Origin of the sequence: Orientia tsutsugamushi str. Boryong (assembly GCF_000063545.1) — a bacterium.
Taxonomy (GTDB): Bacteria; Pseudomonadota; Alphaproteobacteria; order Rickettsiales; family Rickettsiaceae; genus Orientia; species Orientia tsutsugamushi_C.
This window is the reverse complement of the sequence record NC_009488.1, coordinates 825,316-837,792: the sequence shown is the minus strand read 5'-3', so window position 1 is coordinate 837,792 and position 12,477 is coordinate 825,316. Positions and strand designations below refer to the sequence as shown.

At 29.9% G+C, this 12,477-nt stretch carries 9 protein-coding genes and 1 pseudogene; 2 read left to right on the top strand and 8 right to left on the bottom strand.

Annotated elements, in window-relative coordinates; all coding sequences use genetic code 11:
* The first annotated feature begins 28 nt into the window (after positions 1-28).
* Positions 29-1,042: a serine/threonine dehydratase gene (locus OTBS_RS04070; RefSeq protein WP_011944678.1), complete on the top strand. Its 1,014-nt coding sequence runs from the start codon at positions 29-31 to the stop codon at positions 1,040-1,042.
* Between the two features lie 566 nt (positions 1,043-1,608).
* On the opposite strand, the gene OTBS_RS04065 is transcribed toward OTBS_RS04070, so the two are convergent.
* A complete protein-coding gene (locus tag OTBS_RS04065; protein ID WP_011944677.1) occupies positions 1,609-3,477 on the bottom strand; it encodes a hypothetical protein in 1,869 nt (622 codons plus the stop codon).
* Between the two features lie 346 nt (positions 3,478-3,823).
* On the opposite strand from OTBS_RS04065, the pseudogene OTBS_RS11885 reads away from it, so the two are divergent.
* Positions 3,824-3,943, top strand: a pseudogene (locus tag OTBS_RS11885) (DNA helicase); the annotation flags it as partial.
* Positions 3,944-4,031: 88 nt separating this feature from the next.
* Here OTBS_RS11885 and OTBS_RS11880 read toward each other — a convergent pair.
* The 7 genes from OTBS_RS11880 to hemC all read right to left on the bottom strand — a co-directional run bounded on the left by OTBS_RS11880 (position 4,032) and on the right by hemC (position 12,326).
* Entirely contained in the window at positions 4,032-5,654 is a 1,623-nt protein-coding gene (locus tag OTBS_RS11880; protein WP_011944676.1) for an RAP domain-containing protein, read from the bottom strand.
* Positions 5,647-5,865, bottom strand: a complete 219-nt coding sequence (locus OTBS_RS16255; RefSeq protein ID WP_232488909.1) for a hypothetical protein — start codon at positions 5,863-5,865, stop codon at positions 5,647-5,649. Before OTBS_RS16255 ends, OTBS_RS11880 begins: the two co-directional genes overlap by 8 nt.
* Before the next feature lie 1,157 nt (positions 5,866-7,022).
* A complete protein-coding gene (locus tag OTBS_RS04050; RefSeq protein WP_041621209.1) occupies positions 7,023-7,850 on the bottom strand; it encodes a reverse transcriptase domain-containing protein in 828 nt (275 codons plus the stop codon).
* A gap of 35 nt (positions 7,851-7,885) precedes the next feature.
* Positions 7,886-8,137, bottom strand: a complete 252-nt coding sequence (locus OTBS_RS16250; RefSeq protein WP_041621208.1) for a hypothetical protein — start codon at positions 8,135-8,137, stop codon at positions 7,886-7,888.
* Positions 8,124-8,947, bottom strand: a protein-coding gene (locus OTBS_RS11870) for an IS5-like element ISOt6 family transposase (protein WP_157866345.1) whose coding sequence is annotated in 2 segments (ribosomal slippage) — positions 8,124-8,560 and positions 8,560-8,947 — 825 coding nt in all. Because the reading frame shifts where the segments join, the coding sequence is not laid out codon by codon here. Before OTBS_RS11870 ends, OTBS_RS16250 begins: the two co-directional genes overlap by 14 nt.
* A 961-nt stretch (positions 8,948-9,908) precedes the next feature.
* Positions 9,909-11,129 (bottom strand): MFS transporter, encoded by a 1,221-nt coding sequence (locus OTBS_RS04030; protein ID WP_011944675.1) that lies wholly within the window; start codon positions 11,127-11,129, stop codon positions 9,909-9,911.
* A gap of 300 nt (positions 11,130-11,429) precedes the next feature.
* On the bottom strand, positions 11,430-12,326 hold the full coding sequence (gene hemC / locus OTBS_RS04025; RefSeq protein WP_011944674.1) for a hydroxymethylbilane synthase: 897 nt from the start codon (positions 12,324-12,326) through the stop codon (positions 11,430-11,432).
* Positions 12,327-12,477 lie beyond the last annotated feature (151 nt).

Here is a 12,477-nt window from a genome sequence, read left to right as displayed (position 1 = left end):
TATTTTGCATAGTAGATAGTATTTTTGTATGTTAAGTATTATTAAAGCTTATAATCGAATTAAACCATATATCTATCAAACACCTATTCTGTATTCTGATTACCTAAACCACGTTTTAGGACATGAAATATACTTTAAAGCAGAATCATTACAGAAATCTGGTTCATTTAAGATAAGAGGAGTACTTAATCATTTACTTGAATTGCAAGAAAAGAAATTACTACCAACAAAAATTTCTACTTATACTACTGGAAATCATGGAGTAGCAGTAGCATTGGTAGCTAAATTACTAAAATTAAATACTGTTAAAATATATTCTAACTGCATTTCTAAAACAAAATTACATATGGCAAAACATTATGGAGCAAAGGTAATTTTGGCAAATTCAAGAATTGAAGCAGAGCAAAAAGCAAAGTTAGAGCAAGACAATGAATTTTATTATCTACACCCATCAGATAGCAATAGTATTATTGCCGGAGCTGGAACTGTATATTATGAGGCTCTGCAACAATTAAACTTTTCTCCTGATGCAGTATTTGCTTCTTGTGGTGGAGGAGGGTTATTATCAGGCACATACCTAACTAAAATTAGAACTGATACTTCAGTTCAAATTATAGGATCTGAACCAGTAAATGCTAACGATGCATTTACTTCGTTGTGTTATGGTAATATTTTTACCTTGCCTAAATCACCAAATACAGTTGCTGATGGTCTTAGTGCATTAAACCTATCAGAAAGAACTTTTCAATATATCAAAAAACTAGATGATATGGTACTTGTTCCGGAAAAATCAATTTATTATTGGACTACTTGGCTTGTTACTTTACTAAAAATTACTTGTGAACCATCAAGCGCAATCAACATGGCTGCAGTGTGTAATTGGCTTTTAAGGCAAAATTCACCCAAAAAGGCTTTAGTTATACTATCTGGTGGTAACACTGATCCAAATACACACTCAAAACTAATGCAGGATAAATTTATACAACAAATTCCTAAAATTGAAGAGTGTAGCAAGGGAACTATTTCATTCAAAAATTCTTGATGATATAGCCTTGTATGTTGGAAATATGTGAAATTGTAATAAAATAAAAGTTATAGCAATAGCATAAAAGAAAGCTAGTATACAGTTTTGATTCTGAGGCTAATAGCCTAAATTTTAGATAAGTAACTAACTTTTTTGAATAACTTAAACATGGCGATATTCTTAGGTGCAAAGCATGTATTTACAAGATTAGTTTCAAGTATATTCAGTTAATTTTTTACATAAATTGGTGATTATGAATAGTATATAGTCATTTGCAATATTGAAAGTTATCATTAGCTGAGTTATTAAAAATAGCCCAATGTTAAAGCATTTTTTCCATCTCTGTTTCTTTGATTGTTACTTGGTATTAATTTCTTTATGATATATCGTGCCAAAATTGTCTATTAAATAGTATACTGTTGTAATACACTTTTTCATGTTGGGTTATTTTATTTTTATTTAAATTTTATTTATAACTCAATATTTTCTCTTTGCATACCTTTTATTTACTACCTTTCGTATTTCCCCTTATCCTATTCTAGCATTTCTTATTACAAGCTTTACAAGTTTTGCAGAATATCTAATCAAGAAATTTCAAAACCTTGAGAATTTTTAGACTTAAATGCTGAACGAGCTTTTTGAATCCTTGTACGGTAATTTATCCTAGGATTTAATAACATTCTCTTTCTAGCTAACTCAGAATCATCAAATTTTTTTATTTCTTTTGATACTGATTTTTTTGTTAATATATTTTGTGATTGCTCTAATAAGGGTTGCAATTGTTTTTTGAGATCATTTCTACTCTTCTCTATTTCTAGAATATAATCTGCAGCATGCCACTTAACAATATCATTTGTTATTGTTTGCACCAAATGTTCTTTTTTTTGCCACTTTCCATTACTATCCTTTTGCCATTGTGGCTCATAATTACACTTTTCTACTTCTATATAGCTATGGTTTAAGCTATTCATTTGATAATTATTATCAATAGCCCATGTTAAAGCATCTTTTCCATCAATTTTTATGTTATGATTGTATGCATATAAAACTGGCTCTTTTATACTAGTAATAGCAAAAGCATTTAACCATCCCCCTTTCTTAAATTTAGATGATACGTTGCTAAATCTGCTTATTACATCAGTTGCTTTTACTATTTCTTTCATATTTTTAATATTTTCTTTTAAATTGACTTGATAGAACTTTATCAGTGCATGATAGTCATTAATAGGGGTGCTAATGAAAGTTTCTCCTTTAAACTTAACCTTTCCAATAAAGCCTTTTGGATCAAATCCTAATTTTGCTAACTCAGAAACTTTTTGTTCTATTATAGCATCTATTTGACTTTCATCTATTTGAGCAAGCATCTGCTTTAATGCGTCATTATATTTGTTAATATCAAATGATAAATTACCTTTTTGAATTGCTGAGTTATAATTTAAAAAAGGATCATTAAATATGTTATCAGTTGTGCTAACCATACTTTCAAAATCTGCATAGAATTGCATTAAAGATCTACCATGGTCTACTTTAGCTATAGTTTTACCATTTTGTACTATTAAATTACCGGAATGATAATCTAATTCTCCTAGTATATGACAAGCAGCAATTACTTTTTCAAATCCTTCTAATTTTTGTAAATTTTTAGCTTCAGCTTTAAGTCCAGTTGATCTTTTCATACCAGAAAATCTTGAAAGCTGTACTGCATTATCAAGAAACTTAGACCTAATATACAGCGAATCTGCATTAGATCTATCAGGTATTACTAATTCTTCTTTTGGAGCTTGTCCATACAATAATAACTGATATATAGAAGACGCTAGTAATTCTTGTACAGCGTCTCTTCTGTCGCTCCAAGCTAGTTGAAGTTTATCCAATTCTTCACTTGGCATCTTAGCTAAATTTTTTCCAATACTAATATCTTTTTTATAAAATTTCTTTAAAAGAAATGTATGACCGCTTGACTTCTCAGTAGCTATGTATCCTTCAGATATTCCAATTGCTTTAGCCTCTGTTTTAGGGAATTCGTCCTGTTTAGCAATGTTTCTATCACGTAGTAGTTCCGCAATATTGCTATTTTTAAAATGTTTACCAGAAATTTGACTATGATTATTATTTAATTCTTCTGCACGCTCTGCTTTATATTTTTTAGTTAATCTATATAAAAGTGGTGAACTTATAATTTCTATTAATTCCTTATTTTCATCTGCTATAATCATATTTTGTAGTATTTTTAATACTTTGCATAAGTCTTGGTTATTCAAGTCTGAAAAACATTTTTGGTATTCCTCTACATTAGATATACTAGGATTTTCAGCAATATTATTTAAAACTTTTGCAAGATTTTTGCCTAACAAAAAAATATTGTCTTCTGTGAATTTAGATTGGTCAGAAGTTGTTAGAGCTGTAAGCAGTTGATTTATTAAGATGTCTTCTGAAAATATGTTTTTAAACATTAGAACCTTCCTGAATAAAATATCTTCAACTTTTAATTGTATATGATCCTATAAACTCTAGCAAGTTAAAGTTGAAAATAATGAGGCTAGAATTTACGTAAAAGACAGAAAATATGCAAAAGCATCAGAGTTTGATATAAAATAATGTGTCAAAACAATTAATAAGGCTAGATTAGGATAAGTTGGAGTAAAGAGAAAAAAGGGGGAGATTAAGATAGGAATTAAGTTTTGAGATAGAATAAGTTACAAGAGAAGCAATTATATGAACAAAGAAATTAATAATAGAACAATGTCTAGTATGCTCTAAAGGATATGTTTTTTTAGTACATTAAAGACAGACTAAATTCAAGATAAATATTATAATACTGCTGAAATAATTGTTGCTAAACACTGTAATGGGTCAGTTTGTACAGTGAAGTTACACTATGATAATCAGTATTCTAAATTTGATAATATTGTGATGTAACTATAGTTATGCCTTCCCCTATATATAGAACTCATATTTTTCTAGCATACATTCGCATCAAAAGCTTGCTAAGTTTTTGTAAAAAGGATTACAAACTACGTGTCTCAAAATCAGGAAAATCTATGTTACCAAATGCTTGCATGTCATAATGAGATAAAGATTCATGTGTTAATGGATCTTGTGGAATATATTCGTACGCATCATAAAATACATCATCATCTGATATTTGTGATTCAGAATGAGGTAAAATTTCGCTTGTTGATTGCTCTGATATATTCTCTTGTGCATCATAGAACACCTCCTCTAACATCTCTGATTGAGAAACAAATTCATCAGTGCATATCAATTCACATATATATTCTTCTTTGGCAATATTTGTTTTTAACTTATTCCAAACCCAATATGGAATTCTATGTACTATGTATCCATAACTTTTCAATAATTCAGTATTAAGCCTAGTTGAAAAATTGGGAGCATTATTGTCATCAAAATGGGATGGGCCATCTACTTGAATTACTATATTTTTCTCTTTAATAAAGATATCAACACTAGAAGTAATCTGCTTAATATAATGCTCGCTTTTAACAGTGTGTTGTGCTAATACTTTTTTGACTACCTTCAGAACATTTAGTTGTAAATTTGAAGTATGACAAGGTGTTAATTTGGTTTTAAACTTTTTTTCAAGAAGTTGACGATTTTGTGAAGTTAATATTCCTACACCTTGTTTACCAAAATAATAATGCGCTTTTAAAATTTGACTAATACACTCATTATTTTCATCAAACAGTTCAATATTTTGATTAACAGCAGAAATAAATTGCTGTGGTACTTTAATTTTAGAGTTACATAAAACATTTAATGTGAATATTCCATAAATAGAATTAGCTAACTCTTGAAGACTAAAGTTATCAATAGTTTTAGTAGCATGATGTATCCAAGCCTTAATGAATTGATCTGATGGATGAATTTCTAACTGTCCTAATGCCCATATGGAATTAGCTAACCCTTGAGTATTAAAGTTATCAATAGTTTTAGTAGCATGATGTATCCAAGCCTTAATGAATTGATCTGATGGATGAATTTCTAACCGTCCAAATGCCAATACTGAATTAGCTAAATTTTGAGTATTAAAGTTATCAATAGTTTTAGTAGCATGATGTATCCAAGCCTTAATGAATTGATCTGATGGATGAATTTCTAACCGTCCAAATGCCAATACTGAATTAGCTAAATTTTGAGTATTAAAGTTATCAATAGTTTTAGTAGCATGATGTATCCAAGCCTTAATAAATTGGTCTGATGGATGAATTTCTAACCGTCCTAATGCCCATATGGAATTAGCTAACCCTTGAGTATTAAAGTTATCAATAGTTTTAGTAGCATGATGTATCCAAGCCTTAATGAATTGGTCTGATGGATGAATTCCTAACCGTCCAAATGCCCATATGGAATTAGCTAACCCTTGAGTATTAAAGTTATCAATAGTTTTAGTAGCGTGATGTATCCAAGCATTAATGAATTGATCTGATGGATGAATTCCTAACCGTCCAAACGCCCATATGGAATTAGCTAAATTTTGAGTATTAAAGTTATCAATAGTTTTAGTAGCGTGATGTATCCAAGCATTAATAAATTGATCTGATGGATGAATTTCTAACCGTCCTAATGCCCATATGGAATTAGCTAACTCCTGAGGGTTAAACTCATCCATTAAGATTTATAGCTTTATTTGTCCAAGCCTCAATAAACTCCCAACCTATAACATAGTTTAATTTTGCAAATTGATATAGAATTGTTGCTAAGCCTCTAGCATCAAACTGCAATCTATTGTATCTTGCATCTTCAGTTTGCAGTAAAAACAAAGCTCTATTGTAAATCTCTGTTATAATAGGTTTGGATAATACATCTCTATCTTTAAGCATCTTACATAATTGGATGCTACCCATTGCCTGGATATTAAATTGCGTACTGCTCCCACGATGCATGTTCTAAGCTCCTTATATAGTTTGACTTTGTAATACTAAATACGTCTTTTGATAAAGAATATAATATACATTAATCGAGTAATATATATCATGCCATTCTTTTTAAATCAATCTGTAATTGAGCACTTGTTCAAAATAAGAACTTTAGTAAAAAATTAAAAATCACTTTTAATGTCAGTTTAGGATAAGAAAAAAGATGAAAAGTCTACAAGAGATAATGTCTAATTATAATTAGAAGAATTTATGTGTTGTGCAAAAATTCTTCAGCATAATCCTTCTCATCCCGTGTTGGACATCCAAATAATGCCCCAGTACCATATAATCCATTAAGACAAAATTACTAAGAATAACAGTCAATTCTATAAGATTTATTAGCACGGCAATTTTACTCATTTTATCAATATTAACATTTAATGTGCCAATGTTACTGCATTTATTAATAAATTCTTGAATTTTTGGTATAGTATTTACATATATATAGTCATTTACAACGAGGTTTGAGCATAAAAAGAAGCAATAAAATTAATAAAATCTGTTGGTTATAAAGTTATTTTTTTGATACCTTCCTCTCAAGATTTAACTGCTAGAAAAGTTTTGGACTAATATTCTGAAAGTATAGATTAAATAGCATAATAGAAAATAGATATTTAAAAACTACAGCCAAAATTAATAATTTTAACCAAAAACTTGAGATATTGAAGAATCGGCCTAAGCAAGGTCTATATAATAGACCTCTGTCGAAACTGGTTAATGTAGTTCAAAATTATAAATGCCAGAGGTCAAATTAAATCTATGTGAGTAGACCTAACCAATTGCTCAATTAGGCCCCTCCTCAGAACCGGACTTGCAGAATTACCGCATCCGGCTCTCAAAAATAAGATAAGCATTATGCCTTATTTGTTGTCTAGAACATTGAGACAATCTTTCCAATTTTAGGAAAATTTACTCTTTTAAGTATCTCGGTTAGTCTTTTACAATTTACCTTACGTTTTCCTCCCATTCTATTAAACCAGTTATATATTGCCCGTTTACTTTGGTTGATAAATGAACTTACTCGTCTTTTATTATCAGATATACCATGATAGTTGATCCATTCACCTAATAACTCTAATGACTTGTGATAATGCCTGCGTTTTGTCTTGCGTATTTAGCTGACCACGCAAATATTTTCTCAGTCCTTTCAGTTTCTCAGTAAAACGATCTCTTCTTGAGGTATATTTTAGTCTCCATGTTGTGCCAAATCTTGATTTACCACAATAGCAAGTAAATCCAAGAAAATTATAACTTGCGATCTTCCTGCATTGTTGGGCTAAATTTGCAGCATGGTCTCTACCAGATTTTATCATTTGTGATTTAGCTTCATTGATATTTAGCCCATACTTATTTAACCTTTTAGGCAAAACATCATAAAACCTTTTCGCATCTGTTTCCTTTTCAAAGACAAATACCATATCGTCGCAGTACCTCACCATTCCTGTTTGTCCCATTAAGTTTTCTTTGCTGATTTTTGCAAACCAGCTATCTATAACATAATGCAGAAAGACATTTGCCAGGATTGGTAAAACTATTGATCCTTGACGACAACCTTCTTTGTTAGTAACTATAGTACCATTTTCTATGATTGGTGTTTCAATCAGTTTCATAACTAGTCTTAGAAATTTCTTGTCAGATATTCTCTTTCTTAGAAATTCCATCAACTCACAATGCTTGATTGTATTGAAACACTTTGTTATATCAATCTCTACTATAGCCCCTTTATTGAAGTTATACGTAAGTCTATTTAACTCCCTTAAAGCGTCGTGTGCATTTAATTTAGGTCGAAATCCATATGAATACTTTAAGAATATTTGCTCAAACACAGAGTTTAATATCTTGCTTACTGTAGACTCGATTATCTTATCTTCAAAACATGATATTATCAAAGGTCTTTTGCCTCCATCTTCTTTTGGAATTTCCGTTATTCGTGTATTCGTGCAGGTTTAGCCTGATATTTCCCATTGCAAATTCTAGTAAGAAGCGAGAGCAGATTTGCTTTCAACTTCTTACCATAATCCTCTTTGGTTATACCATCTATTCCTATCGCTTTCTTGCTATCGAGTTCCTTATATTGTTCTTCTAATATCTTTAAATCAATGATATGTCCAAGATTATTAAACTTTATGTCTTGATTTAGATTAGACCTCTTTCGAAACTGGTTAAGGTAGTGCAAAATTATAAATGCCAGAGATTAAAATAAATCTAAGACCGAATCTTTTACGTCTATTTCGATATTTGTCAGCAATAATTTTGAACCGTTTTAGCATACCAATAAAGTTTTCATTGACAACTCTTTCTCCTGCTAACCTACGATTATTCTTTTTATCATTTTTAGTTAAAGGATTTTTCTTGCTTTTCTTCTTTGGTAATGCAGAATTATTGTGAATTTTTTGTATACCTTGATATCCTGTATCAGTAATCGCTTTAATCTTAGGATGGATAAGAATTTTGGATTCCTTAAATAATCTAAAGTTATGTTTTTTACCGTTAGAAAAATCTGTACATATTACTTGGTGTGTTTTCTTGTCTACCACTATTTGAGTCTTTAGTGTATGCCTTTTCTTCTTTCCTGAATAATAGAATTTTTGTTTTTTTTGGGTCTTTCTATTGGACTCTCAGTAGCATCAATCAAGACTACTTCATAATTCATATCGCTATTCATTAGAGCTTTACGACCTGGAAGAGCAAAGTTTGGGTGTTTAACTAAGGTGTCTTCTACCCATTTTACAGCTTTATATGCTGAACTTTCACTAATCCCATAGTTCTGACCTATATGAAAATAAGTACGGTATTCTCTAAGGTATTCTAAGGCCATCAATAACTGTTCCTCCAAATTGAGCTTATTTTTACGCCCTCCTTTTGATTTCTTAACACCATCAGCTTTCCTCAAAATATCCACCATCTTTGAGAATGTTCCCTTCCTTACTACTGTTAATCGACGAAATTTTTCATCCTTTAACTCTTTAATCTGATCTAATTTCATTATTACTTCAAATCAGATTTTTATAACACCATTTTACATCATTGTATAGTTTCGAAAGAAGTCTACTGTCTACGCTTTACTACTGTCGTTACCTTCAGCAGCACAAGACTCGCTATACGGTGGATCTAGCTTCTCCTTCCATAACTGGACTTTCACCAGTGAGATTAATTCACCTTTTCTTGACGCACAGACCGAATCTTTTACGTCTATTTCGATATTTATCAGCAATAATTTTGAACTACCTTAACCAGTTTCGAAAGAGGTCTAGTTTAAAATAGCAGATTAACATTGCAATCAAAAATTGATACTGTTAGCAGAAATTTATCTACTAGTGCTGCTTAACATTAGTTCTCTTTGACTGATGAATCATAACCTAAGTAACATCTCATGCCTTTTGCTACATATCTGTGAGTTCTAATTGTACTATGAACAAAACCTCTCTCATCCATCAAGAAAATAATTTTTTCTTTGTCTTTGTATCGTTTTATTTTATTCTGAAATTTTAATCTCTCTTCTTTTTTGACTTTAGATGTTTTAAAGTTTTTCTTATATGTAATATTTAATCTCTTTAAGCTTTTTGTATACCTAACTTACTTACTCATAGTCGTTCAGCTCTTTCATATTGATATGCGTTACTATCTTGTCTCATGTCTTCTTTTAGTTTATCAATAAAAATTTTTGTTAAAGCTCTGTTTCTGTTTTTTAACGCAATATGTTTTAATGCAATACAAATACTGTATTCTTTCCTATCACAAAACGTTTTGATACTGATTTAAAACTGATTTTCTCTCTTTCATTTATGTCCAGCACATTTTTTCCTAAAGTCTATAGAATATGTCATACTAATTACTTTTTCATTACATCTTAACATCTTATTATTAAAATTGTTTTATAGTAGTTTAGCTATATAAGTTAACATTAAAAACAATAATGTGTCAAAACAGTATTAACAAGACATAATTTACTGTATTCTAGGTTTTATTACTAATACTGTAAGCCCTAAGATAAGAAATAATAAGATTAAAATCAGCATTGGCAAAAAATTAGCCTTATTATATGCTAATGCTGATATAGCACATATTTGTGCTGATATTAATACTGATCCAATAGAATGTGATAAGCTAAACAATCTTAGTCTAATATTATCAGAAAATAATTTACATACTTTTACCTGTAGCGGAACAGAATAAAAAGGTATTAATAGAATTGGTATAATATATAATACTGGTAAGAATTCTTGATAATTTATCATCATAGCCATATTAACTGTACTGAAAACTATACTTAACATTAAAGCAGAAAAGATGGTTTGATAATGCAAGTAATATTTATCTGCTAAATATCCTGACCATACAGCCATTATAGAATATAATAATAATGCTAATACAATAGTAAAATTCATATTATTGAAGTCAACAATGTTTAGCATTTTAATAACATATACAGGGAAAAAATATAGTTGAAAACTATAAATAGCACCAATACATCCCTGTATAATTATACAGGGTATTAGTAACCTCCAATATCCTGGTATAAGTTTACAGGACTGAAATAATTTGCTTGCTGTTGTAGTTTTTGAAGTTTTGATATTATTAATCTTTAAATGTTTACTCTGAAAAAACACCAACAATCCTAATACTCCTCCAGTAATAAAACAGAAGCGCCAACTATATTGAAAATTATTAATATTTGCTACTAATAAAAGCAATACAGCTAATTGTGCTCCTATTTGCCAACAACCAGCTATTATTCCGTTCGCTAAGTTTTTGTACTTATCTACTGCTTCAAATACATATATTCGCACTCCATCAGTCTCACCTATTAACCCCATAATAAAAATACTACGGCATAGAATAAATAAAATGCTCGATAACATCCCTATTCTTTGGTATGCAGGTATAAACCCAATAGAGATTACAGCTAGTGTTGATAGTAATGAAGCTGTTCTAATTGCTAATCTTCGGCTATAATAATCACCTATAATCCCATATATTACCGCTCCTATTGGTTTAGCAATAGAAGTGGCTCCTAGCAAAATAAAGATACTGGTAGTAGGATTAGTTGAAACATCAGGTGGCATATATTCAGCAGCTAAAAAAGTAATTGCATGCCCAAATAATGCATAATTACATACTTGGACGATACTAGCAAAATATGCAACTATCAGATCTTTGTTACTCATAAAATTTTCTAAAGCTTCTTATAAAAATAAAATAATACTATAGATTATGTTGTAGTTTATCAGGACTTTTACCTACAAATTAATAAATATTAAAACTACCAAAATAATTACTTTTGAGGTAAAAAATAACTCATGATAAAAACTGCAATAATCATGATACAATCATAGTTTATCAGTTTGTATATCTCAGTTATATTATATCGTTTCATCATATACGTATTTTAGCTAAAGCTTTCCCTAATTATTAGATGTTGGATAGCATAACATAGACATATAGTTGCTAAATAGATCAAATAAAATTCAGATAAATAATCTTTTTTGAAAATTTTTTGCTGCTTCAACTCCAATATCGTAACCATGTTGTAACTTTCCACGCACCTCAGAATAAAAAAAATATCTCATATTATAATCTCCAAGCATAAATTTAGCCTCAAAACTATTATTACCAATATAGCTTGCAATCCCACCTATTGGAACGTTACAATCTGCATTTAAAGTTTTTAAATAACCTCTTTCGACTTGTATTAATTGCCAAGTTAACTGATGATTAATTTTAGCACATAATGGCATTATTAGTTTATCGTCTTTTCTAGCTTCAATTGCAATTGCTCCTTGCCCAATTGCTGGCAACATCTCACTTTGAGGAATAATATTACAAAAACGGCTAGTATCATAATTCAATCTCTGTAGTCCAGCAGCAGCTAAAACTGTTGCATCTACCTCATTATTGATAATTTTATTCCATCTGGTATCAACATTACCTCTAAATAACACAATATTAAGATCAGGACGAAGCATTAATAGCTGTATTCGTCTTCGTACAGAAGAAGTTCCAACTATTGCACCTAAAGGCAAGTCAGTAATTTTATTTGCTATTTTAGATACAAGCATATCGCCAACATCACCTCTTTCTAGTACAGCTGCAAGCTGTAATCCATCAGGTAAATAAGCTGGCACATCTTTTAAGGAATGAACAGCAATATCAATAGTATTATTCAATAAGGCATACTCTATTTCTTTTAAAAATAGCCCTTTACCTCCTATATCATAAAGGTTTTTATTTTGAATTAAATCACCAGTAGTTTTAATAGGAATTATTATAGCATTTAACCCAAGTAAATCATTAATTTTTTGAACTACTGCTTGTGCCTGTATCAATGCCAATCTGCTTGCTCTACTACCTACTCTAATAATCATAAACTTGATATTACTACTTTCACTGACTTATTATTCCACACTGAATAAGTGTATATTTAAACTATATAAATTCATAAATTAGTATAAAAAAATAGCTTTTCTTTATATATTTAGCGCATATACTACATATACTAAACTAAAGATAAAAATA

Bases quoted from the DNA above. Each gene is read 5' to 3' on its own strand.
- hemC (WP_011944674.1), bottom strand. From the start codon at position 12,326: ATGATTATTAGAGTAGGTAGTAGAGCAAGCAGATTGGCATTGATACAG.
- OTBS_RS16255 (WP_232488909.1), bottom strand. From the start codon at position 5,865: ATGCTTAAAGATAGAGATGTATTATCCAAACCTATTATAACAGAGATT.
- OTBS_RS04030 (WP_011944675.1), bottom strand. From the start codon at position 11,129: ATGAGTAACAAAGATCTGATAGTTGCATATTTTGCTAGTATCGTCCAA.
- OTBS_RS11880 (WP_011944676.1), bottom strand. From the start codon at position 5,654: ATGGATGAGTTTAACCCTCAGGAGTTAGCTAATTCCATATGGGCATTA.
- OTBS_RS04065 (WP_011944677.1), bottom strand. From the start codon at position 3,477: ATGTTTAAAAACATATTTTCAGAAGACATCTTAATAAATCAACTGCTT.
- OTBS_RS04070 (WP_011944678.1), top strand. From the start codon at position 29: ATGTTAAGTATTATTAAAGCTTATAATCGAATTAAACCATATATCTAT.